Source organism: Bacillus sp. SIMBA_074 (assembly GCF_046534555.1).
Lineage (GTDB): Bacteria > Bacillota > Bacilli > Bacillales > Bacillaceae_G > Bacillus_A > Bacillus_A mycoides.
The window spans coordinates 21873-46547 of the sequence record NZ_JAWRYM010000010.1 but is presented as its reverse complement, the minus strand read 5'-3'; the positions used below and the strand labels follow the sequence as shown (position 1 = coordinate 46547).

Genomic DNA, 24675 nt, shown 5'->3' with positions numbered 1-24675 from the left:
GCTGATATATAGAACAAACTAGGAGGTAATATTATGCCAAGAGTAAAAGGTGGTACAGTTACTCGTCAACGTCGTAAAAAAGTTATAAAATTAGCAAAAGGTTACTACGGTTCTAAGAGTACATTATTTAAGGTTGCTAACCAACAGGTTATGAAATCTCTAATGTATGCATTCCGTGACCGTCGTCAAAAGAAACGTGACTTCCGTAAATTATGGATTACACGTATCAACGCAGCAGCTCGTATGAATGGTCTTTCTTACAGCCGCTTAATGCACGGTTTAAAAAATGCTGGCATCGAAGTTAACCGCAAGATGCTTGCTGACTTAGCTGTTCATGACGAAAAAGCTTTCGCTGAATTAGCAACAGTTGCAAAAAACAACATTAACTAATTGTTTAAAACCTTAGAAGATTTTCTTCTAAGGTTTTTTTATTTGCATTTATTGTAAAATCCTCCACTTATTATCGTTATTTCTTGCTCAAGTATATTAAGATGCGCTTGTAAGAATTTTTGTAACGATAATGAGGAGACTTTTACATGAAAGTAGGAAAGATTAACGGATGTGTCGTTATCGATATGACAAAATCAATATAAAAGCTATAGCGATATAAAAGAATATATATATAAAGTCAGGAGAATCCTCCTGACTTTTTTTATCCCTCTATTTGCGGGCAGTAAAACTCCCACCTCAAAATTCAGCTGGAGCAAAGAAGTTAGGTGGGAGTCGGGCTGCCCGTAAAAGTCCGATTGGTTCAACTAATAATAAGTGGGGATGAACAAAACCCCCCACTTATTAAAGTTTCACTTTATTTGAACTCATTCGTGAGAAGTGCATCTTTCCTAGCAGAAACGACACTGCTATAATGGAAAGATGATATGGAACTTTCATCAAGTGAACAATATATGAGTGATGATTGAAACGTATTTGCAAATTAAGGACAAGCTATCTTTATAAAGATGTAGGTAGCTGACTTGTTAATAAGAAACGAAAAATAATAATGAACTTTGAGATGAAACAACATTGTTGCGGAAAATGCGATGTTGGAGGAGGACAATAGAATGGACTTACTACAACTATTTAAATTACAAAAAGAATTAGATGACCGTATTGTGAAAGAACATGACTTACAACCGAAAAAATTGTTAAAAGAAAAAATGTTAGCTCTTCTTGTAGAAATTGGAGAACTTGCAAATGAAACACGTTGTTTTAAATATTGGAGCAATAAACCAGCGTCAGAACGTGAAGTAATATTAGAAGAATACGTAGATGGTTTGCATTTTATTTTATCAATCGGAATCGATTTAGGAATTGATAAAAACTTCTTATTCTATAAATGTGCGCAAACGAATAAAACACAAGTGGAAATTTTCTTAGACACATATGCGAAAGTAATTCGTTTTACAGATCAACCTTCTATTACGAACTATATTGAACTATTTACAAGCTATCTTCGCCTTGGACAAGCGCTTGAATTTGAACAAGATGAAATTGAAAAAGCATATTTAGATAAAAATGAAGTAAATCATCAGCGTCAAACACAAGGATACTAATTTAATTTTTGAATATTTCAATTTCCTTTTGTATAATAAAGTGACTGAAGAAAAAGGAGGGTGTTGGCAATGATAAAATTAGACGAGACATTGACAATGCTAAAAGAATTAACAGACGCACGCGGTATTGCGGGTAACGAGCGCGAACCACGTGAAGTAATGAAGAAATATATTGAGCCTTTTGCAGATGAACTTTCTACTGACAATTTAGGAAGTTTAGTTGCGAAAAAAGTTGGGGAAGAAAACGGCCCGAAAATTATGGTTGCAGGTCATTTAGATGAAGTCGGCTTTATGATTACGCAAATTGATGACAAAGGCTTCCTTCGTTTCCAAACGGTGGGTGGCTGGTGGTCGCAAGTTATGCTTGCACAGCGCGTAACGATTGTAACGCGTAAAGGAGATGTAACAGGTGTAATTGGTTCAAAACCACCGCACATTTTACCTCCAGAAGCTCGTAAAAAGCCAGTTGAAATTAAAGACATGTTCATCGATATTGGTGCTTCTAGCCAAGAAGAAGCGATGGAGTGGGGCATACGACCAGGAGATCAAGTTGTACCATACTTCGAATTCCAAGTGATGAAGAATGAAAAGATGTTACTGGCAAAAGCATGGGATAACCGAATTGGTTGTGCAATTGCAATTGACGTATTAAAACAATTAAAAGATGAAAAGCATCCAAACGTTGTATACGGCGTTGGGACTGTACAAGAAGAAGTTGGTCTTCGTGGTGCGAAAACATCTGCAAACTATATTAAGCCAGATATCGCATTCGCAGTAGATGTAGGTATTGCTGGTGATACACCAGGTGTAACGGCAAAAGAAGCACAAAGTAAAATGGGTGATGGTCCGCAGATCATTCTATATGATGCTTCTGTTATTGGTCATACAGGTTTACGTGATTTCGTTGTTGATGTTGCGGATGAATTACAAATTCCATATCAGTATGATTCTGTAGCGGGCGGGGGAACGGACGCAGGAGCAATTCACATTTCTGTAAATGGTATCCCATCTATGGCAATTACGATTGCGACACGCTACATTCATTCTCATGCAGCGATGTTACATCGTGATGATTATGAAAACGCAGTGAAGTTAATTGTAGAAGTTATTAAACGTCTTGATAAAGAGGCTGTACATAACATTACATTTAATTAATAGAAAAAAGCGAAGGATAACCTCCTTCGCTTTTTCCATTTTTAAAACGGTCTTTCTAATCCTGCTGCAGTATGAGCTCCTAAAATAATTAAGCGAGTTAATTGCATTGCCATGAAATGTGGGGTATAAATCATGCCTCTTTTTAACCATGACATAATCATTCCGATATGAGCGCCTGTAACATAACTAATAAGAATATCACGAGGGACCATAAGGTCTTCATCATCTGGCTGGGAAATAGATAGGCTTAATGTTAAATGTGTTTGAATTGTTTTCATCATTTTATAAGAATAGTTTCCAGCTGCCTTATCGCCGAGCATAACGTTATAGAAATTAGTATTGTCTGCGATATGCTCAAACAAAGCTAAAAAAGTTGGATGCGGTGAATCAAAAGTGAGCTGAAAATCTTCTTTATTTCGATTTTGTGGTTTAATTACTGCAGCTAGTTTTTCTAACATTTCTTCTATGCTTTTTTCTAATAAATCATATTTATCATGGTAATGGCTATAAAATGTAGCACGATTTACAGGAGCGCGTTCTGCGATATGTTGCACAGTTACATTTTCGAAGCCCTTTTCGCCTACTAAAGCGACAAAAGCATCCTGTATGAGTTGTCTCGTTCGTTTTACACGTGGATCATTTGTATTTTTAATAGACATTTTTACTTCACCTCGTTTAATTTTTTAACCTTAAACAACACATGTATAGTGTAATGTTGTTTAAACAACATATAGGTTTAAATTGTTGGTTGTAGATTCAGGATAATTATTTATAATTATAAACGATAGTCCTTTAGAAATCAGCACCGCTAGGATGCAGACAAAACATAGTTTGCGTCGTAAAAGGTGTGCTTTTTTTGTTTAAAGGTTAATATAATTAACAATTAAACAATGTAAACACTAAGGATGTAAATAGTTTAGAAAAAAATTATATGCGATATAAGGAGAGGAATGCAATGAATCAGTTTCGAAGAATGGTAATTATCAACATTATCACATTAATTGTATTAGTTGGCGGCGGTATTGGCGGTTATTACTATTACAATCAAGCGGAAAACTATTTAAAAACAGAAAATGCAAAGATTGACGGGAAAGTAATCCCAATTGCATCACCAGTAGCAGGTAAATTAACAGACTGGAAAGTTGAAGTCGGAAAAAATTACAATGAGAACGATAAATTAGGTGCGGTTACTGTAGCAGGAGCAAATGGTGAGCAAACAGTAGATGTAACAATTCCGCAAAATGCAACAGTTGTACAATCAAATGCAACAACTAATGCGTTCGTTGGGGCGGGTAGCCCAATTGCTTATGCATTTGATATGAGCAATTTATGGGTAACAGCAAATATTGAAGAAACAAATATTGATGATGTTCAAAAAGGCCAAACAGTAGATGTGTATGTAGACGCATACCCAGATACAACGTTAACGGGAAAAGTAGAACAAGTTGGATTAACAACAGCGAATACATTCTCGATGTTACCATCAAGTAACGCAACAGCGAACTATACGAAAGTAAAGCAAGTTGTCCCAGTTAAAGTTTCTTTAGATCATAGTAAATCAGTAAATATTGTTCCTGGAATGAATGTGTCAGTTCGTATTCATAAGTAAGGGGGAGATGAGATGTCCTCAATTGCAATTGTAGGATATGCACTATTTTGTATAATCGTCTTCTTCCTTATAAATCGTCTTTTACGAAAGAAAAAAACGAATGTGGGAGAAGAACAAGTCCCAGCCGTAAGTAAGATAGAAGTAAGTCAAGCAGAAACAGTAGAGAAAGAACTTGAACAAAAACAAGAAACAGAAGCTTCTAACGTAGTGGAATTAGAAACAGGGAAGCAAGAGCAAGTAAAACAGGAAAAAGAAATGCTGAAGAGACAATTGCCGGTAGAGAATGTGAATGTAAAGGCAGTTGTAGCTGTATTAATTCTCGGTATGTTCGTTTCTATTTTAAACCAAACGATCATTAATGTTGCATTGCCTCCATTAATGAACGAATTTAACGTATCAACTTCAACAGCACAATGGTTAATTACAGGCTTCATGCTTGTAAACGGAATTTTAGTACCAATCAGTGCATTTTTAGTTTCACGGTTTACGTATCGTAAATTATTCATAGCAGCAATGTTATTCTTTACTGTAGGATCTATCATTTGTGCTACATCAGGAAACTTTACAATGATGATGACAGGCCGTGTTATTCAAGCGGTTGGTGCAGGTATTTTAATGCCAGTTGGTATGAATATCTTCATGACATTATTCCCGCCTAATAAACGCGGAGCAGCTATGGGGTTACTTGGGGTAGCTATGATTTTAGCACCAGCTATCGGACCAACTGTAACAGGTTGGGTAATTGAAAACTATAGCTGGAACTTAATGTTCTATGGGATGTTTGTTATCGGTTTAATTATTACGTTCTTATCTTTTAAATTCTTTACACTAGCTCAGCCAGTGTCTAAAACAAAGTTAGATGTATTCGGTGTTTTTAGTTCAAGTATTGGACTAGGTAGCTTACTGTACGGATTTAGTGAAGCTGGAAATAATGGCTGGACTAGTGCAGAAGTTGTTATAACACTTATCATCGGTGTCATTGGTTTAGCTGTATTTATTTGGAGAGAGTTAACAACAGACAATAAAATGCTTGATTTACAAGTGTTTAAATATCCGACGTTCACTTTCACATTAGTAATTAACGCGATTGTAACGATGGCCTTATTCGGAGGTATGTTATTACTTCCAGTATACTTGCAAAACATTCGCGGTTTTACACCGATGGAATCTGGTTTATTATTACTTCCAGGATCATTAATTATGGGGATCATGGGACCAGTTGCAGGTAAACTATTTGATAAGTATGGTATTCGTCCGTTAGCAATTGTCGGATTAGCCATTACAACATTTGCGACATATAAATTTACAACGTTATCGATGGATACACCGTATAGCGTTATTATGACGGATTATATTATACGCTCAATTGGTATGTCATTCATTATGATGCCAATTATGACAGCTGGTATGAATGCACTGCCGATGAAATTAATTTCTCACGGTACAGCAACGCAAAATACGTCAAGACAAGTAGCTGGTTCAATTGGAACAGCGATATTAATCACGCTTATGACGCAACAAACTACTGCTCACGTAGCGGATTACGGCAATATGTTAACAACGTCAAACCCGATTTTAGTTGATAAAGTACACGGTATGGGCCAAAGCTTAGCGGCATTAGCCGGATCAGCTCAAGCAGGAGATGCGATGAGTACACAACTATTATTCGGACAAATTTCAAAGCTATCTGCAATTAACGGTATTAACGATGCCTTCTTAATTGCAACTATATTAGCTGGTATTGCTTGGGTGTTATCGTTCTTCTTACCATCAGGCAATAAATCAAATAGAAAAGCAGGGAATTAAATTCCCTGCTTTTTTGTCTTTTAAAGAGTTAGATATAAAAAATGATAACCAGCTACGGAGCACAGCCCTGTTATAAACAAAATTGTTCCCATAGCACGAATGCTGGATATTTGTCTTCCACTTATAATAGCTAATAGTCCAGCTAAAGAGAAGAAACACCAATATAAAGTTCCTGAAATTGGAACCATCCCCTCTAAATCTATTCCAAAACCTATACAAATGATAGGAACAAAGATAAGCGATATGCTAATCAAACCAGCTATAATAGTAAGTGATTTACGATATTTAATGCCAGCAATAATTAAAAAAATGCCAACGATGAATTGGCATAACATCAAAGTAAGAGCCAAAACCATCCAAGTTAATATTCCAAACACTTCTGTATTACCTCCGATAAAATATTATATATAGAATGAATCCCCTACAGACATAAGTACCCAGAAAATAACCCCTAATATGCCAGCGATAAAAATAATGAATCCCATATTACGTATACTTTTAATCTTTGCCTGTAATCCATTTAATCCTGCCAATAATCCAGTTAAAGAAAACAGTATCCAATATAAAGTAGTTGAAATAGGGAGGATCGTATCGCTATTCACCCCCATGCCCCAAAAAACAAAAGGTAGTGTGACAAAAGATAGGCTAAGTAGCCCCATTAAACCCACAAATAATTTAAGATGTTTAATGCTAGTAATAATTAAAAAAATACCACCGAAAAATCCGCATAAAACAAGAAGTGGCATATAAAAAATCCAAAGTAAGCTCGACATAAATAATCTCCTTCTATGGTGATGAGTTATATTTTACTACATGAGGTTTATTTTGGATATTATTAATAAATATGTATAAATTGATAGAAATGAGAAGCAACGATACGAATTAATAGATGTAGAGAACATTAGAGAGGAGGGGACATATGAAAATTACAGAAGAGAACGTTGCAATGCAACTACGGAAAAGGAACGAAAAAGCATTATATTTTATTATCGACCGGTACGGCGGACTTATAAAAAGTATTATTCAGAAGCATTTAGCCTCTTTTCAAGATGTACAAGAGGAATGCATGGATGATGTGTTATTGGCAATTTGGAATCATATTGAAAAGTATGATGAGGAGAAAAATACTTTAAAAAATTGGATTGCAGCTATTACAAAATATAAATCTATCGATTATGCGAGGAAATATGCGAAGACAGTAAATGAAAAAGGATTAGATCAAATAGGTGAAATAGCGGTACATACCGATACTACTAAAAATGAAATTAGTAATGATATGGAACATATATTAGATCATTTAAAGAAGAACGATAAAGAAATCTTTATGAAGCATTACGTTGAAGAAGACAGTGTAGAAAATATTGCAGAGAAAATGGGAATGAAAACTTCTTTTATATACAATCGTCTATCGAGAGGACGGAAGAAGTTAAGGTCATTATTTTTACATAACCGGATGAAATAAATAAGAAAAGAGGTGAAGAAAATGAAAGATCCATATGAAATGTTAAATGATATAAAAATGGATGAGAATGAATATGAAGAGGTTAACTTAACTCACATAGAGAAACAGAAAATAAAAAAGCGAATTCGTAAAAAAATAAACAAGAACAAAGCTCATACGAAACGGAATGTAGCGATTGTAACATCGGCTGCGGCATTATTTATTATGATGATGACTGTAGATATGAGAAGGATGATTGCGGATATACCGTTAATTGGAAGTAAAATGGAAGAGTACGTAAACAGTAGAGGAGAACCTTTAAAAGAATATAAAACGACAATAGGACAAACGGTTTATGATAACGGTGTAGAAGTAAGGTTAGATGAAGTGATGATAGATGAAGGGCAGATTATTGTTAATAGTACGTTTAAGTCTAACAGTGTTAATCTGGGAGATATTTTTTTACCGTACCCAGATGTTTATATAAATGGAAAAGAGTTAAATGGTAGTGGTGGTGGAGGTAAACAAAAAGTAAATGATTATACATACACATTTTTTACTACTACAAATTTGAAAGATTCACAAATGAAGCCAATGGAATTGGATGGGGAACTAGATATACAAATTATATATAGAAGACTTATGCCGTTAAAAGATAAAACCTCAATAAAAGGAGAATGGGGCTTTTCCTTTAAGGCATCTGGAGACAAATTAAAAGCTGAAACGAAAACAATCCCAATCCATAAACATTTTAAATTGGAAAATGGTCAAAAAATAGAAGGGGAAGATTTGAAAGTGTCTCCTGTATCTACGAAGTTAAATTATAAAATGATGAACGGAACAAAGTTAGATGTGACATTTACTGCAAAAGATCAAGATGGGAAAGAGTTAAAACCAGTTTCAGGTCATACATTAGCGGAAAATAGTTATTGGCGTTTTGAAAAATTAGAGGATAGTGTAACGAAAATTGTACTGACGCCTGTCATCACTTCTGGTGAAGAGGGAGAAAAGAAAACGAATTATCGAAAAGTGTTAACGAAAGAAGAGTTTGAAGTTGTGATAAAAGAGTGAAAGAGGTATCGCGATGAGACCTCTTTCTAACTCAAGAATGCTAACATATTATTCATAATATGAAATAACATAGCTGGAATAATGGATTTTGTTTTTTTACATAAAATAGCCATTAATAATCCCATGAAGAAAGTAATTACCATTACTCCAAGTGAGTATGTATGAGCGATACCGAAGAAGAAGCTTGTTAAAATGGCTGCAATCCAAAATGGAAAGCGTTCTGAGAAGAAGCGAAGTATAAAACCACGGAAAATAAGCTCTTCAAAAATTGGTGTGAGTATAGCGAAGCCGAGAAGTAATAATATTTGATACTGCTTAAAAACGTCTAAGTTAAGTGCGGAAGATTGCTGATTTGTTGCGTCTTGGAACACATAATTTAACAAGATGTAATTGAGTATAATGTTTATAGCGAAGAAAAGAAGTAAGTATACGTATGTACGCCATTCTTTAAGTGCTTTAAAGTTAAAAGATTTTAGCAGTAATTTTTTTGCGGGTTCAAATTTGAAAATGAAGAATAACAACACGGCTAGTTGTAATACGATACTTGCAGTATTTGCAATAGATTCATACAGGGCAATTTGTTTTTTATCTGTAAGACCGGCTGTATAAATTGTTAAGGGCATTGCGAGGAACACAGTAATAAGTCCGGTTCCGAAAAAAGCGAATAAAACGGAGCTAATAAATTGTCCCCATGACATAGAGTATTTCTGCTCATTAGAAAGTTGTGTAACGGGTTGCATTTGTAAAATCACCTCTTTACATTTGAATATTTAATTATAAAGTATTTTGTTTTCGGGTGTAATATTTAAATATTACATATAAAGGTGTATTTTTCGTGAAAATAATAAAAGAGGTATCACCCTATAGTGATGCCTCTTTCTCATTGATAACTATGTTCTGCCTTGTCATTCAATTTCTTTTGCTCTATTTGTAATTCACGCTCTACCAATCGGTCTAATTGCTGAATTGCTTTCAATGCTTTTTCATAAGAAATAGTTCTATAATGGTGTGCGCCACCTGGTTCTTCATCGGCTTCATCCGCCCACTTAATAACATTTTGTAGAGGTGTTCTTTCAAGTGTTTGTTCTAGTAGGAAAGAATCAGTGTGCAGAAGAATTGCAACAGAAATTTCTTTTGCTAGTTTAGGATGTTCTCCTAATCTAATAAGCAATTTATGAGATCTTTCTGCCCCTTTAATCGCATGTATATCATTCTTTTTATACAAGTCATAGTCCCATTCGCCGCCTGTATACCACGTATGATGTCCGATATCATGAAGGAAGCCAGCCTTTGTCGCAGCATCGACTGAGGCGTGATGCTTTTTGGCTAAGTGAAACGCATGGTAAGCGACAGCAATCGCGTGGACCATTCCAGAACGGTTTACATATTTTTGTGTAATGTGATGTTTAAAAACTTGTTCAAGCGTAATACGTTGCATAAAACATTCACTCCTTTTATCTAATGATGTACATGAAGAAAAATCGATCGGTTTAAATGTATTTTGAACATTGTACTCCATCGGGGTAGCGTTAGTAAAGTAGAAATGTTTAGGAGAAGAAAAATTTTATAGACATAAAAGGTCACCTTAGTTTTTTTTCTAAGGTGACCTTTTATTGTTTATTTTTTTAATCCTTGCTCCAGTGTTCCTAACATTTCGTGTTTTTCATTTTCATCAGCATTTTTCCAAATGACTTCGAATAAAACGCCAAGACCTGGAAGCATTTTTTCTTCACCGCTTTGAATTGCATCGACAATCGTTTCTTGTAATTGATCTTGTGAATTTCCAGATACATTCGCTAATACCGCGCCGCGTAAATTAAAACTCATTATCTTCACCTCTTCTTCAGAATTGAAACTGACGTTAGTTTTTGTTCTTTTTTATGTAAATATGTATGAAAAATAGGCTATAATGATAAGACAAGAAGAGAGGGAAATACATATTATGAAAAACATTGATTCAGTACAAAACCCGCGTGTGAAGCAGTGGAAAAAGCTGCAGACGAAAAAAGAGCGCGATAACAAAGCTTTATTTTTTGTAGAAGGATTCCATTTAGTAGAGGAAGCGTTAAAGGCAGGAGTTGTAACAGAACTTATCGTTTCAGATCAGACAGATCTTCCGAAAGATTGGACAGTTAATGATGTTGAAATGTATATTGTGCCTGAAGCAATTGTAAAAGTACTTCGCGAAACAGAAACAACGCAAGGTGTATTTGCTGTTTGTGAGAAACATGAGAAAGAAGTAGCTCTTACTGATGGGAAATTTCTTTTATTAGACGGCCTTCAAGACCCAGGTAATTTGGGAACGATTATTCGTACAGCGGATGCAGCTGGTATTCATGCCGTTGTGCTTGGAGAAGGGTGCGTTGATGTTTATAATAGTAAAGTACTACGATCTACACAAGGTTCTATTTTCCACTTACCGGTTGTGAAAGGGAACTTAGAAGAATGGGTAGACAAGTTAAAAGAAAATAACGTCCCTGTATATGGAACAGCTCTTGAAAATGGAGTTCCATTTGGTGAAGTAACCCCGGCTGGAAGTTTTGCATTAATTGTAGGGAATGAAGGAAGCGGCGTACGCCAAGAAATTCTTGCGAAAAGTGATCAAAACTTGTATATTCCGATTTACGGCGGGGCAGAATCATTAAATGTTGCGGTTGCAGCAGGGATTTTAACGTATTATTTACAAAGCCCAGTTGCGAATCGATAAAAAACTTCTTATAATAAGTTGAAGTGCATGTTCATAAAAAAGTGGTGAAATGAGTATCGAACTTTTTTGAACATATAATAAAAGTATATTAATGAAAAACGTTGATAGAGAAGAGTAGCTTACAAAATCGCCATATAGGGAGAGAGTGCCGTAGACTGAAAGCATTCTTATGGTAGATGGAAGTGAATTCACCTCTGGAGTTGGCGCCAGGACCATTTATATGTAAAGGCGTTCCGGTCAGAATTGATCGTTATAACTAATGAGTGGGCAGACTTGTTCTGTCAATTTAGGGTGGTACCGCGAATTTACCTCGTCCCTTTTTGGGAGCGGGGTTTTTTTATTTTTAAAATTAGGAGGGTTCCAAATGGAAGCACGTTTAAAAGAGCTAAAGCAAAAAGCGTTAGAGCTTATTGAAGAAGCGAAAGAGCTAAAGGGCTTAAACGACGTACGCGTAGCGTATTTAGGGAAAAAAGGTCCAATTACAGAAGTATTACGCGGCATGGGAAAATTATCAGCAGAAGAGCGTCCACGTATGGGAGCATTAGTAAATGAAGTACGTGAAGCGATTCAAACGCGTCTAGAAGACAAAATTGGTAACTTAGAAAAAGCAGTAATTGAGGCGAAATTAGCTACTGAAACAATTGATGTTACACTGCCAGGTCGTCCTGTTGAAACAGGTTGTCACCATCCGTTAACAGCAGTTGTTGAACAAATTGAAGATGTATTCATCGGTATGGGTTATGAAGTAGCTGAAGGAACAGAAGTAGAAAAAGACTACTACAACTTCGAAGCATTAAACTTACCGAAAGATCACCCAGCGCGTGATATGCAAGATACATTCTACATTACAGAAGAAACGTTACTACGTACACATACATCTTCTGTGCAGGCACGTACGATGGAAAAGAATAAAGAAAAAGGACCGATTAAAATTATTTGTCCTGGTAAAGTGTATCGCCGCGATGACGATGATGCGACGCATTCACACCAATTCATGCAAATTGAAGGTCTTGTAATTGATAAAAATATTCGTATGAGTGACTTAAAAGGTACACTGCAAGTATTCGTGAAAAAGATGTTCGGTGAAGATCGTGAAATCCGTCTTCGTCCAAGTTTCTTCCCATTCACAGAGCCGTCTGTAGAGATGGATATTTCTTGTATGATGTGTCACGGTAAAGGTTGTGGCACTTGTAAAGGGACTGGCTGGATCGAAATTTTAGGAGCAGGTATGGTTCACCCGAACGTACTTGAAATGGCTGGTTATGATTCAAAAGAATATCAAGGTTTCGCATTCGGTATGGGCGCAGAGCGTATCGCAATGTTGAAATACGGCGTAGATGACATTCGTCATTTCTATACAAATGATGTACGTTTCTTACAGCAGTTCAAACGAGCGTAAGGGAAGGAGAGGATAAATATGTTCGTATCATATCGTTGGTTACAAGAGTATGTAGATATTAAAGATGTAACAGCACAAGAACTAGCAGACAAAATCACGAAAAGTGGTATTGAAGTAGAAGGTGTTGAAGTATTAAATAAAGGTGTAAAAGGTGTTGTAGTTGGTCACGTATTAGAATGTGAAAAACACCCAGAAGCTGATAAATTAAGCAAATGCTTAATCGATATCGGTGAAGAAGAACCGGTTCAAATTATTTGTGGAGCTGCTAACATTGCAAAAGGTTTAAAAGTACCAGTTGCAAAAGTTGGCGCTGTACTTCCTGGTAACTTCAAAATTAAAAAAGCAAAACTACGTGGGGAAGCTTCTCACGGTATGGTTTGTGCTCTTCAAGAGCTTGGTATTGATGGGAAATTCGTTGCGAAAGAATATGCAGACGGTATCTTCATCTTCCCAAGTGATGCTGAAGTTGGTGCAGATGCACTTGAAATTTTAAATTTAAATGATGAAGTACTTGAGCTTGGTTTAACACCAAACCGTGCAGATTGCTTAAACATGTTAGGTGTTGCATATGAAGTAGCTGCTATTTACGGCCGTGAAGTAAAACTTCCAGCTATCGACTTACAAGAAACAGCAGAAAAAACTTCTGATTACATTTCTGTAAGTGTAGAAGCGAAAGAAGAAAACCCATTATATATTGCAAAAATGGTGAAGAACGTAAAGATTGGTCCATCACCAATGTGGATGCAAACTCGTCTTATGGCAGCTGGCATTCGTCCAATTAGTAATGTAGTTGATATTACAAACTACATTTTAATGGAATACGGTCAACCGTTACATGCATTCGATTACGATAAATTAGGTTCAAAAGAAATCGTTGTTCGTCTTGCAAAAGAAGGCGAAAAGATTCAAACATTAGATGCTCAAGAACGTACGTTACAAAGCCACCATCTTGTAATTACAAACGGCACAAAAGCGTTAGCTGTTGCTGGTGTAATGGGCGGAGCGGATTCTGAAGTTGATAGCGAGACAGTAAACGTTCTAATTGAGTCTGCATACTTTGCAGGTCAAACAGTGCGTCGTACATCAAAAGACTTAGGTCTTCGTAGCGAATCAAGTGCACGTTTTGAAAAAGGAATCGACCCAACACGTACATTTGAAGCAATTCAACATGCAGCTGCTTTAATGGCAAAATACGCTGGTGGAGAAGCACTTGAAGGTGTAGTAGAAGCTGATAACTTACAAGTACAAGAACGTACAGTATCTGTTACAGCTGAAAAAGTAAACCGTGTATTAGGTACAGATATTTCTGCGAGTGAAATGGGTACAATGTTCACAAACTTAAAATTCCCATTCACAGAAGTAGAAGGAACATTCCATGTAAATGTACCAGCACGTCGTCCTGACATTACAATTTCAGAAGACTTAGTAGAAGAAGTAGGTCGTCTGTATGGTTATGATCACATTCCAGTTACATTACCATCTGGAACAATGACACGTGGTAAATTAACATCAGCACAAACGAAACGTCGTAAAGTACGCCGCTTCCTAGAAGGTGCTGGTTTATATGAAGCAATCACATATTCATTAACAAGCGCTGACAAAGCGAAACAATATATGGTTGAGCCGAACGAAAAAGCTCCTGTAAATCTTGCGCTTCCAATGAGCGAAGAGCGTAGCCAACTTCGTTTAAGCTTAGTGCCACAATTGTTAGAAGCAGTTTCATACAATGTTGCACGTAAAAACGACAGCGTTGCATTATATGAAGTAGGTTCTATCTTCTTACCAACAGAAGCAGGAGAACTTCCGAAAGAAGAACAACATCTTGCAGGTGTTATGACAGGTCTTGCTCTTCACCATGCATGGCAAGGTGAGAAGAAAGTTGTAGACTTCTTCGTTGTTAAAGGTGTATTAGAAGGATTATTCGACGTACTTGGCGTGGCAAATCAAATCACTTATGCACCAGCAAAACGTGAAGGTATGCACCCAGGCCGTACAGCTGACATCGTATTAGATGGTGAAGCAATCGGATTCATCGGTCAATTGCACCCGGAAACAGAAAAACAATTAGATGTGAAAAATACATTCGTATTCGAATTATCTCTTGCAAAAGTATTCGGTGCAGACGCTGAGGAAACTTACTACTCAGCAATTCCACGTTTCCCATCTATGACACGTGATATGGCTGTTGTAGTAACAACAGAAACAAAAGCTGGTGAAATGAAGCAAGTCATTGCTGAAGCTGGCGGAGAACTTCTGAAAGACGTAGCACTATTCGACTTATACGAAGGTGAAAAAATGGAAGAAGGCAAGAAATCACTTGCATTCTCTATGAACTACTTCGATGCAGAACGTACATTAACAGACGAAGAAGTAACAGAAGCGCATAACCGTGTATTAACAGCGGTAGAAGAGAAATTTGGTGCGGAGTTACGTAAGTAATAAAAAATTGCCGGATTAAGTCCGGCAATTTTTTTTATGGCACGATTGTCGGAAAATGTCGGTAAGTCGATATATTATAAAAATCGCCGATATATTTGGAGTTACGGTCGATATATTGCGAAAATCGCTGATATATTTTCTGGCATCTTGCATCTTTCTCTCGAATGTAGTACATTAATTTTAGTTTAACAAAACGAAAGACGATGATAAGGAAAAGTAGTATATACTATAATCCAAAGCGAGTCAGGGACGGTGAGAGCCTGATGAGGCGGTATATGTGAAGAACACCTTGGAGTTGCTAACCGAAATTGAAACTTGTATTCAAGAGTAGACTTAGACGGGAATCCGGCCTGTTACAAACCGGGAAGTATGTATTACATACGAGTTAAAGTTGGTCTTTATGACAAATTGGGTGGTACCGCGAAGTTTAACCTTTCGTCCCTTTATGGATGAAAGGTTTTTTTGTATTTAAATATATGAGTAAAGGAGAATTTTACTATGGAAAACACATTAGTAAAAAGTCTGTATAGAGATACAGATAAATACGCAGATCAAACAGTACAAGTATCAGGTTGGATTCGTAACTTACGTGATTCAAAAGCATTTGGTTTCATCGAATTAAACGACGGTAGCTTCTTCAAAGGTGTTCAAATCGTTTTCGATACAGAATTAGAGAACTTCAAAGAAATTGCAAAGCTTCCACTTAGCTCTTCAGTTAAAGTAGAAGGTAAAGTAATTGCAACGCCTGGAGCGAAGCAACCATTTGAAATTAAAGCAGAAAAAATTGATATCGAGGGCTTATCAGATTCTGATTACCCACTTCAAAAGAAGCGTCATACGTTTGAATATTTACGTACAATCGCTCACTTACGTCCAAGAACAAATGCATTCTCTGCAACGTTCCGTGTGCGTTCTATCGCAGCATTTGCGATTCACCAGTTCTTCCAAGAGCGTGGATTCGTACATGTTCACACACCAATCATCACTGGTAGTGATACAGAAGGTGCAGGCGAAATGTTCCGCGTAACAACGCAAGATTTAAACAACGTACCTAAAGGTGAAGACGGACAAGTTGACGAATCAAAAGACTTCTTCGGTAAAGAAACAAACTTAACAGTAAGTGGACAGCTTAATGCTGAAGCTTATGCGTTAGCATTCCGTGATGTGTACACATTCGGTCCTACATTCCGTGCAGAAAACTCAAACACAACTCGCCACGCAGCTGAGTTCTGGATGGTTGAGCCTGAGATTGCATTCGCTGAGTTAGGCGATGTAATGGATCTTACAGAAGATATGCTGAAGTATGCAATGAAATACGTACTAGAGCATGCACCAGAAGAAATGGACTTCTTCAACAGCTTCGTTGATAAAACAGTTCTAGAGCGCATGAACAACGTAATCAACTCTGACTTCGGTCGCATCACTTATACAGAAGCAATTAAAGTACTTCAAGAATCAGGTGCTGAATTTAAATACCCAGTAGAATGGGGTATTGACTTACAAACAGAGCACGAAAGATACTTATCAGAAGAAATTTTCAAACGCCCTGTATTCGTAACTGACTATCCGAAAGACATTAAAGCATTCTACATGCGTATGAACGAAGATGGTAAAACAGTAGCTGCTACTGACCTTCTAGTTCCTGGCATCGGCGAATTAATCGGCGGAAGCCAACGTGAAGAAAGAATGGACGTTTTAGTAGACAGAATTAAAGAATTAGGTATGAACGAAGAGGACTACTGGTGGTACTTAGAACTTAGAAAATACGGCGGTACAAAACACGCTGGATTCGGTCTAGGTTTCGAACGCTTCCTAATGTACATCACTGGCATGGCTAACATCCGTGACGTAATTCCATTCCCAAGAACTCCAGGTTCTTCAGAGTTTTAAGATATAAAAAAGCGAGAGGATTTCCTCTCGCTTTTTTTATTGGAAAGGGTGTAACTACAAGCCGAATTTTATAAAGTATTTCACGATTGGAAAAGATGTTGTTCATAGTTCCCTTCCCACTTCATATATAAGTAAAACGAATGCGACATTTATAGGGAAGGGGTTTTTGTACAATGGGAGAAATTCCAAGTCATACAAAGTGGACATTGCGTGACAAGTATATAGTGATCACTGGTGCAACAAGTGGTATTGGATTAGCGGCAGCTAAGGTATTTGCAGAACGCGGTGCCAAACTAGGAATCATTGCACGTAACGAAGCAAAAGCGAATGATGTTATGACTCAAATTAAAAATGTAACGAATGGGAATGCAGTGGTAGATATATTTTTAGCTGATATGGCTTCCCAACAATCTATACGCCGGGTAGCTACTGATATTTTAGAAAGGTGTCCGAGAATAGATATATTAGTGAATAATGCTGGTGCTTTATTTCAAACAAGGCAGCTTACGAAGGACGGTTTGGAGATGACCTGGGCGGTAAACCATTTAGGTCCATTCTTACTCACTAATTTGTTGTTGGAGCGTTTAAAAGAAAGTGCTCCTGCTCGTGTCATTACCACTGCATCTCACGGTCACAAAATGGCTAAAAAGGGAATTGACTTCGGTGATCTAGATGCAGAACAACTTTATCGCGGTGTTAAGAAGTTCATGGGCGGTCCCACAATGCGTTATGCGCAAACAAAACTGGCTAACATTTTATTCACCTCTGAATTGGCACAGCGGTTGGAGGGAACGAGTGTTAGTGCCTATAGCTTTGATCCAGGGCTAGTGGATACGAATTTTAACCAGGACAATGGTCTGGTTGCTCGCTTAACTATGGCAGCAATGAAACCTTTCTCTCGTACACCCGAGGAAGGTGCTGAAACTCTAATATGGCTAGCAGAATCAACTGAATTTACTGATCATAGTGGTTATTACTATGCCGATAAGCAAATAGGAAAAATGTCTGAAGCTGCCTTGGATAAGGATGCCGCAAAACGTCTATGGGACATTAGTGAAAAACAGACAGGAGGATAAAAGAGTAGCCAGTATATGTTCAGATGGTTATGCTGAATAGTTTTTTACTCTTAAGTGAAAAGTAATCTTGGGGGTGATTGTAATGAGTAAGAAAGTGAAAACAGACCATTCTAGATCAAGCTTAGGTTCTCCGGAAGTGGAAGGACAAGGAACGACTACGCATGAAACGGGTTCTTATAAAGTACCTTCATCAAATAAGAAGCAGAAACGAAGTTAAACATAAAAAGGGAGTCATGGAGACTCTCTTTTTTTAGGTGAATAGTGAATATATATCGTCCTAAATTTAAATATATATCGATATAACGAAGAAGTGCGACAAAAATAGGAACGTGTGAGATTCTATTTATCCATTTTTCATTCATAAAAGGCGAAAAGAATTCAATTCTTTTCGCCTTGTTTAGTTCATCCATATCCTGTCGATACTAAAAAGTAGCTATTTTTTCAATAAGCGAAACGCCTTCTCTGTATTAGCAAAATGCACTTTCACAAACTCAGGTAGTCTTTCTTTACCGACTTTTTGAATTAATTTAGCAGCGGCAATATCAACTTGTTTACCAGCACCTTTCGGAAGTTGCATACCAGCTTTTTTGCTTAGTTCGTCAAATTGTTTTACGAATGAGTAACGAGCTAAAATGGAAGCGGCGGCTACTGCTAAATGGACACTTTCACCTTTTGTAGCGAAGTAAACATTTTCACGCTGTACCTGTTTTTGTTTCGCTAAATATTTATAGTATGTATCAGGCTGTGTAAATTGGTCGATTAAGATGCCTTCTGGTTTTGTAGGCGCGATTTTTGCCAATAAGTTTGTGATGGCTTTGTTATGCAGTAAAGCTTTTAGTTTACCTTGGTTGTTTCCTTTATCAAATAGCTCGTTATATTTTTCATTATGAAGAACGAGGGAGCTGTAAGGAACAACGTGAAGGAGTTGTTTTGCAATCTCAGCAATTTGAGCATCATTTAAGTTTTTGGAGTCTTTTACACCGAGTTCTTTTAAAAGTGGAATTTGCTTCGCATCCACATATACAGCAACAACTGTCATCGGTCCAAAGAAATCTCCAGTACCTACTTCATCGGACCCTAAAATCGACATTGTACCAATAGAAGAAGGTGGTGCATATTGATGCGAATTGGCCGATTTTTTTACAGCGGATTTTGGTGTTTGAGAGACAGTTTGCCAACGAGCAGCCTCTGCTTCGGCACGGCCCCCTTGGAACATTACTTTGCCTGATTTATATGCTGTAATCGTGCAAGATGGTACCTTTGCCATGAAGACACCGCCTTGCGGAATTTTCGGGCTAAGCGCTTGTTTGTATTGTTGTTTCATGTCTTCAATTGCACTAGAACTTGTCTGTATTACGATAGAATTTGACAAAATGGTCGCTCCTTTTTTAATATTGTTATTTTTATCATATCGGATTGTTCTTTCTGTTTCCATATTATGATGGTTCATGGTATGATAAACTTTAGGATTCTGTACGTGATTGGAGGCCGGTGAGTTGTCACAACAAAAGGGAAATAAAAGTCGAATTAATGTAGAAATATATGGTCAACAATATTCAGTTGTTGGCGATGAAAGTACAAGTCATATCCGCATGGTAGCAGCGATTGTGGATGATAAAATGCGCGAACTCAATGCCAAGAATCCTTCGCTTGATACGAGTAGACTAGCGGTATTGACGGCGGTAAACGTCATACACGATTACATAAAATTAAAAGAAGAACATGAGAAATTGAAAGAAAGTATGACACAAAAAGGAATTGAATAACATGATTGATATTATTATCATTTTATTGCTTGTTATGGGATTTTTCCTCGGTTTACGCAGAGGATTTATTTTGCAACTTGTAAAGTTAACAAGCTTTATTATCGCATACCTCGTTGCATACTGGTACTGTAAAGATTTAGCGCCAGCACTTGCAAAAATTATTCCGTATCCATTTGATAAGAATGTGTCTGTTCCAGAATGGATAGATGCGAATAATATTGAGGGTGTCTTCTATCAAGCAATTGCGTTTATTGTATTATTTATTATTACAAAAATCGCACTTTCACTACTTGGTAATTTACTGAATATGTTTGCAGAAATCCCAGTTTTAAAGCAAGTCAATGCGGTTGCTGGGGCACTTCTTGGCTTTTTAGAAGTGTATATCATTCTGTTTGTCTTAATTATTGTTGGAACAATTCTTCCAATTGAACAAATACAAACACCATTACAAAAATCATCAATTAGCAAAATAATTGTAGACGATACACCGATTCTTTCTGAAAAGGTGAAGGAACTATGGCAGACAGGTAGCAGAGTGTAACTTCTCTTTTTTCGGAAAGAGAAGTTTTTTTCTATGAAAGAAAGGCGGGGCAATGATGAAAGTGAATAAAAAACAAGTTATCAAATTACTAGAGACAATCGGCCTATTTATGGAACTAAAGGGCGCGAATCCATTTAAAATATCTGCATTCCGTAAAGCGGCGGCAGCACTAGAAAGTGATGACCGTAGTCTTTCTGAAATTGAAGATTTCACAAAGATTCCAGGTATCGGAAAAGGAACGGCAGCAGTTATTCAAGAATATATAGAATCGGGAACATCTGAAGTACTACAAGAACTTGAAAAAGAAGTACCAAGCAGTTTATTACCACTATTAAAACTACCAGGCCTTGGTGGTAAGAAGGTGGCCAAGTTATACAAAGAACTTGGTGTTGTTGATATGGAAACGTTAAAAGCTGTTTGTGAAGAAAATAAAGTACAAGCTTTAGCTGGATTCGGTAAGAAAACAGAAGAGAAAATATTAGAAGCAATTGATCAAGTAGGCTCTCGTCCAGAGCGTTTACCAATTGCGATGGTATTGCCTATTGCCGGGGAAATAGAGGAGAAATTGTCGAATGTTGCTGAAATAATTCGTTTCTCACGCGCTGGTAGTTTACGCCGTGTTCGGGAGACAGTGAAGGACTTAGATTTCATCATTGCAACGACAGAGCCAGCAGTAGTGCGTGAACATTTACTACAATTTGATAATATGATTGAAGTGATTGCAAGTGGAGATACGAAAGTATCTGTTCGTCTTCAATATGAATATGATATTTCAATTGACTTCCGCTTAGTAAAACCAGAAGAATTTATTACAACTCTTCACCATTTCACCGGATCAAAAGACCATAACGTAAAAATGCGCCAAATTGCGAAAGATAGAGGCGAGAAAATTAGTGAATACGGTGTGGAAATCTTAGAGACAGGTGAAGTGAAAACATTCGAAACAGAAGAAGCATTCTTCGCCCACTTTGGCCTTCCATTCATCCCACCAGAAGTGCGTGAAGATGGAAAAGAAATTGAATTAATTAAAGAGTATCCGAACTTAATTCAGTTCTCTGATATACAGGGTGATTTACATATGCATACAACGTGGAGTGACGGTGCTTTTTCAATTGAAGAAATGGTACAAGCGTGCCGCGCTCGTGGATATAAATTTATGGCAATTACTGATCACTCGCAATACTTGAAAGTAGCAAACGGTTTAACGAAAGAGCGTCTTCGTGAACAAGCGAAAGAAATTGAACGTATGAATGAAAAGTATCCAGACATTACAATTTTGCGCGGGATTGAAATGGACATTTTACCAGATGCGACACTTGATTTTGACGATGAAGTATTAGCAGAACTAGATTATGTCATTGGAGCCATTCACTCTAGCTTCTCACAAGACCGTGAAACGATTATGAAGCGTCTTCGCACTGCACTTGAGAATAAGCATGTCACAATGATTGCCCATCCGACAGGACGTCTTCTTGGGCGCCGTGAGGGTTACGATGTAGATACAGATTTATTAATCCAGCTCGCAAAAGAAACAAATACAGTTTTAGAATTAAATGCAAATCCAAACCGTCTAGATTTAAGCGCGAAATTATTAAAACAAGCACAAGATGCTGGTGTAAAAGTAGCGATTAATACGGATGCCCATACACTTGAAATGTTAGAAGATATGGAAACAGGTGTAGCAGCAGCTCGTAAAGGTTGGATTCAAAAAGATAACGTGATTAACACATGGAATATTGAACGTTTATTAGACTATATTAAACGTAATAAGTAATACAGGGGGGACCTGCAACATGTTAGAACGAACGTTGCGTGTATTAGAATACAATAAAGTAAAAGAACAATTACTTGAACATACAGCATCTTCACTTGGTCGTGATAAAGTGAAGAATTTAGTGCCAAGCACAGATTTTGAAGAAATTGTGGAATTGCAAGAAACAACGGATGAGGCAGCGAAAGTCATCCGTTTAAAAGGACATGTACCACTTGGAGGGATTTCTGATATTCGTTCAAATATTAAGCGTGCGAAAATTGGAAGTATGTTAAGTCCTTATGAATTAATTGAAATCGCAAGTACGATGTACGGTAGTCGCCAAATGAAACGTTTCATTGACGATATGATTGACAACGGTGTTGAGCTTCCAATTTTAGAAACACATGTCGCGCAAATTGTGTCTTTATATGATTTAGAAAAGAAGATTACAAATTGTATTGGTGACGGCGGTGAAGTAGTCGATAGCGCAAGTGACAAATTGCGTGGTATTCGTAATCAAATTCGTACTGCGGAAAGCCGTATTCGTGAGAAATTAGAAAACATGACGCGTTCTTCAAACGCGCAAAAAATGTTATCAGATGCAATTGTAACGATTCGTAACGAACGCTACGTAATCCCGGTAAAACAAGAATACCGCGGCGTATATGGTGGTATTGTTCACGATCAATCTGCTTCTGGACAAACATTATTTATCGAACCGCAAGTAATCGTGGAATTAAATAACGCACTTCAAGAAGCACGTGTGAAAGAAAAACAAGAAGTAGAACGCATTTTAATGATGTTAACGGAAGAAGTAGCAGTGGAAGCTGATATTGTTTTATCAAACGTAGAAGTAGTTGCAAATCTTGATTTTATTTTTGCGAAAGCTCTTTATGCGAAGCGAATTAAAGCGACGAAGCCAATCGTAAATAATGAACGCTACATGGATTTAAAACAAGCACGCCATCCGCTTATTGATCCGGAAATTATCGTGCCAAATAACATTATGCTTGGTAAAGGCTTTACAACAATCGTTATTACAGGACCGAATACAGGTGGTAAAACAGTTACACTGAAAACAGTCGGTATTTGTGTCTTAATGGCGCAATCCGGTCTTCATATTCCAGTAATGGATGAATCAGAGATATGTGTATTTAAAAACATCTTTGCTGATATCGGTGATGAGCAATCGATTGAACAAAATTTAAGTACATTCTCTTCTCATATGGTAAACATTGTAGATATTTTAGAAAAAGCTGATTTTGAAAGTTTAGTCCTATTTGATGAATTAGGTGCTGGGACAGATCCGCAAGAAGGGGCTGCACTAGCGATTTCTATTTTAGATGAAGTATGTAACCGTGGTGCTCGCGTTGTTGCAACGACGCATTACCCAGAATTAAAAGCATATGGATACAATCGTGAGCAAGTTATTAATGCGAGCGTTGAGTTCGATGTAAATACATTAAGCCCAACGTACAAATTATTAATCGGTGTACCAGGACGTAGTAACGCCTTTGAAATTTCGAAGCGTCTTGGTTTGTCTGATCGAGTTATTGATCGCGCTCGTAACCATATTAGTACAGATACGAACAAAATCGAAAATATGATTGCAAAGCTAGAAGAAAGCCAAAAAAATGCAGAGCGCGAACGAAAAGAAGCGGAAGAGCATCGTAAGCAATCTGAAAAACTTCATCGTGAATTACAACGTCAAATTATTGAATTTAACGATGAGCGCGATGAAAAATTATTAAAAGCGCAAAAAGAAGGGGAAGAAAAAGTCGAAGCTGCAAAGCAAGAAGCAGAAGGCATTATTCAAGAACTTCGTCAATTGCGTAAAGCACAGCTTATAAACGTGAAAGACCATGAGCTTATTGAAGCGAAGAGCCGTCTAGAAGGTGCGGCGCCAGAGCTTGTGAAGAAACAAAAAGTAAACGTGAAAAACACAGCGCCAAAACAACAATTACGCGCAGGTGATGAAGTAAAAGTGTTAACGTTCGGTCAAAAAGGTCAATTGCTTGAAAAAGTAAGTGATACAGAGTGGAGCGTACAAATTGGTATTCTGAAGATGAAAGTGAAAGAATCCAATATGGAATACATTAATACACCGAAGCAAACTGAGAAAAAAGCAGTCGCAAGTGTGAAGGGTAGAGATTATCACGTGTCGTTAGAGCTAGACCTTCGCGGCGAACGTTATGAAGATGCAATGATGCGCGTTGAAAAATATTTAGATGATGCACAGCTTGCAAGCTATCCTCGTGTATCAATTATTCACGGTAAAGGAACAGGAGCGCTTCGCCAAGGTGTACAAGATTACTTGAAGAAACATCGCGGTGTGAAAACCTACCGCTACGGTGACATGGGCGAGGGAGGCCTAGGCGTAACAGTTGTCGAATTAAAATAGCAAACAACCAAACAAAAGGGGAAACCATTATATGTTTATGGACAAACTTGCAAAAGTATTGTTAGCTTGTT

The 24675-nt window shown here is 37.2% G+C and carries 24 protein-coding genes and 2 other annotated features; of the genes, 17 read left to right on the top strand and 7 right to left on the bottom strand.

Features of this window, described 5'->3' with window-relative positions; all coding sequences use genetic code 11:
* Positions 1-33 precede the first annotated feature (33 nt).
* The 3 genes from rplT (at position 34) to SB773_RS13275 (ending at position 2705) form a co-directional block, all read left to right on the top strand.
* Positions 34-390, top strand: coding sequence for a 50S ribosomal protein L20 (gene rplT, locus SB773_RS13285; protein WP_001138364.1), 357 nt, complete (start codon positions 34-36; stop codon positions 388-390).
* A 668-nt stretch (positions 391-1058) separates the two neighbouring features.
* Positions 1059-1550 (top strand): dUTP diphosphatase, encoded by a 492-nt coding sequence (locus tag SB773_RS13280; RefSeq protein ID WP_002015469.1) that lies wholly within the window; start codon positions 1059-1061, stop codon positions 1548-1550.
* Positions 1551-1619: 69 nt separating this feature from the next.
* Positions 1620-2705 (top strand): M42 family metallopeptidase, encoded by a 1086-nt coding sequence (locus SB773_RS13275; protein ID WP_002088917.1) that lies wholly within the window; start codon positions 1620-1622, stop codon positions 2703-2705.
* 41 nt (positions 2706-2746) lie between these two features.
* On the opposite strand, the gene SB773_RS13270 is transcribed toward SB773_RS13275, so the two are convergent.
* A complete protein-coding gene (locus SB773_RS13270) occupies positions 2747-3364 on the bottom strand; it encodes a TetR/AcrR family transcriptional regulator (RefSeq protein ID WP_002015467.1) in 618 nt (205 codons plus the stop codon).
* Between the two features lie 296 nt (positions 3365-3660).
* On the opposite strand from SB773_RS13270, the gene SB773_RS13265 reads away from it, so the two are divergent.
* Together SB773_RS13265 and SB773_RS13260 are read left to right on the top strand one after the other, a co-directional pair.
* The gene (locus SB773_RS13265; RefSeq protein WP_060751310.1) at positions 3661-4314 is read left to right on the top strand and encodes an HlyD family secretion protein; all 654 of its coding nucleotides are present in this window, start codon (positions 3661-3663) and stop codon (positions 4312-4314) included.
* Between the two features lie 12 nt (positions 4315-4326).
* A complete protein-coding gene (locus SB773_RS13260) occupies positions 4327-6120 on the top strand; it encodes a DHA2 family efflux MFS transporter permease subunit (protein ID WP_107887380.1) in 1794 nt (597 codons plus the stop codon).
* Positions 6121-6140: 20 nt separating this feature from the next.
* On the opposite strand, the gene SB773_RS13255 is transcribed toward SB773_RS13260, so the two are convergent.
* Both SB773_RS13255 and SB773_RS13250 read right to left on the bottom strand, forming a co-directional pair.
* On the bottom strand, positions 6141-6497 hold the full coding sequence (locus SB773_RS13255; RefSeq protein ID WP_016092408.1) for a hypothetical protein: 357 nt from the start codon (positions 6495-6497) through the stop codon (positions 6141-6143).
* Positions 6498-6521: 24 nt separating this feature from the next.
* Positions 6522-6893 (bottom strand): hypothetical protein, encoded by a 372-nt coding sequence (locus SB773_RS13250; RefSeq protein WP_002165001.1) that lies wholly within the window; start codon positions 6891-6893, stop codon positions 6522-6524.
* A gap of 146 nt (positions 6894-7039) precedes the next feature.
* On the opposite strand from SB773_RS13250, the gene SB773_RS13245 reads away from it, so the two are divergent.
* A complete protein-coding gene (locus tag SB773_RS13245; protein WP_410590320.1) occupies positions 7040-7582 on the top strand; it encodes a sigma-70 family RNA polymerase sigma factor in 543 nt (180 codons plus the stop codon).
* Between the two features lie 21 nt (positions 7583-7603).
* Complete coding sequence (locus SB773_RS13240; protein ID WP_410590318.1) at positions 7604-8632, top strand: DUF4179 domain-containing protein; 1029 nt, start codon at positions 7604-7606, stop codon at positions 8630-8632.
* Positions 8633-8658: 26 nt separating this feature from the next.
* Here SB773_RS13240 and SB773_RS13235 read toward each other — a convergent pair whose 3' ends face one another.
* From SB773_RS13235 to sspI, 3 genes are all read right to left on the bottom strand, one after another.
* A complete protein-coding gene (locus tag SB773_RS13235; RefSeq protein WP_341025834.1) occupies positions 8659-9372 on the bottom strand; it encodes a CPBP family intramembrane glutamic endopeptidase in 714 nt (237 codons plus the stop codon).
* A gap of 140 nt (positions 9373-9512) precedes the next feature.
* Positions 9513-10070 (bottom strand): HD domain-containing protein, encoded by a 558-nt coding sequence (locus SB773_RS13230; RefSeq protein ID WP_002067431.1) that lies wholly within the window; start codon positions 10068-10070, stop codon positions 9513-9515.
* 179 nt (positions 10071-10249) lie between these two features.
* The gene (gene sspI / locus SB773_RS13225) at positions 10250-10459 is read right to left on the bottom strand and encodes a small acid-soluble spore protein SspI (RefSeq protein ID WP_000009511.1); all 210 of its coding nucleotides are present in this window, start codon (positions 10457-10459) and stop codon (positions 10250-10252) included.
* Between the two features lie 82 nt (positions 10460-10541).
* Here sspI and SB773_RS13220 point away from each other — a divergent pair, with 82 nt between their 5' ends.
* The 6 genes from SB773_RS13220 (at position 10542) to SB773_RS13195 (ending at position 18360) form a co-directional block, all read left to right on the top strand.
* Positions 10542-11339 carry a TrmH family RNA methyltransferase gene (locus SB773_RS13220; protein ID WP_002015458.1) on the top strand — a complete coding sequence of 266 codons (798 nt, stop codon included), beginning with the start codon at positions 10542-10544 and terminating at the stop codon, positions 11337-11339.
* Between the two features lie 92 nt (positions 11340-11431).
* Positions 11432-11660, top strand: a binding site (T-box leader).
* A gap of 43 nt (positions 11661-11703) precedes the next feature.
* Complete coding sequence (gene pheS, locus SB773_RS13215; protein ID WP_002015457.1) at positions 11704-12738, top strand: phenylalanine--tRNA ligase subunit alpha; 1035 nt, start codon at positions 11704-11706, stop codon at positions 12736-12738.
* Between the two features lie 18 nt (positions 12739-12756).
* The gene (pheT, locus tag SB773_RS13210; protein WP_410590314.1) at positions 12757-15177 is read left to right on the top strand and encodes a phenylalanine--tRNA ligase subunit beta; all 2421 of its coding nucleotides are present in this window, start codon (positions 12757-12759) and stop codon (positions 15175-15177) included.
* A 194-nt stretch (positions 15178-15371) separates the two neighbouring features.
* Positions 15372-15623: a binding site (T-box leader), on the top strand.
* Between the two features lie 52 nt (positions 15624-15675).
* Positions 15676-17067, top strand: coding sequence for an asparagine--tRNA ligase (asnS, locus tag SB773_RS13205; RefSeq protein ID WP_002034242.1), 1392 nt, complete (start codon positions 15676-15678; stop codon positions 17065-17067).
* A gap of 173 nt (positions 17068-17240) precedes the next feature.
* Positions 17241-18143, top strand: coding sequence for an SDR family oxidoreductase (locus SB773_RS13200; RefSeq protein WP_113734132.1), 903 nt, complete (start codon positions 17241-17243; stop codon positions 18141-18143).
* A gap of 82 nt (positions 18144-18225) precedes the next feature.
* On the top strand, positions 18226-18360 hold the full coding sequence (locus SB773_RS13195) for a YuzL family protein (RefSeq protein WP_002112167.1): 135 nt from the start codon (positions 18226-18228) through the stop codon (positions 18358-18360).
* 216 nt (positions 18361-18576) lie between these two features.
* On the opposite strand, the gene rnhC is transcribed toward SB773_RS13195, so the two are convergent.
* A complete protein-coding gene (gene rnhC / locus SB773_RS13190; protein WP_044442280.1) occupies positions 18577-19515 on the bottom strand; it encodes a ribonuclease HIII in 939 nt (312 codons plus the stop codon).
* A 124-nt stretch (positions 19516-19639) separates the two neighbouring features.
* Here rnhC and zapA point away from each other — a divergent pair, with 124 nt between their 5' ends.
* Genes zapA through SB773_RS13170 form a run of 4 tightly spaced genes read left to right on the top strand, consistent with a single transcriptional unit; the run spans position 19640 to position 24604 of the window.
* Complete coding sequence (gene zapA / locus SB773_RS13185) at positions 19640-19909, top strand: cell division protein ZapA (protein ID WP_002112165.1); 270 nt, start codon at positions 19640-19642, stop codon at positions 19907-19909.
* A gap of 1 nt (position 19910) precedes the next feature.
* Positions 19911-20450 (top strand): CvpA family protein, encoded by a 540-nt coding sequence (locus tag SB773_RS13180; RefSeq protein WP_002129333.1) that lies wholly within the window; start codon positions 19911-19913, stop codon positions 20448-20450.
* 55 nt (positions 20451-20505) lie between these two features.
* Complete coding sequence (polX, locus tag SB773_RS13175; RefSeq protein ID WP_131246713.1) at positions 20506-22224, top strand: DNA polymerase/3'-5' exonuclease PolX; 1719 nt, start codon at positions 20506-20508, stop codon at positions 22222-22224.
* A 19-nt stretch (positions 22225-22243) separates the two neighbouring features.
* Complete coding sequence (locus tag SB773_RS13170) at positions 22244-24604, top strand: endonuclease MutS2 (protein ID WP_410590310.1); 2361 nt, start codon at positions 22244-22246, stop codon at positions 24602-24604.
* Positions 24605-24675: the final 71 nt, after the last annotated feature.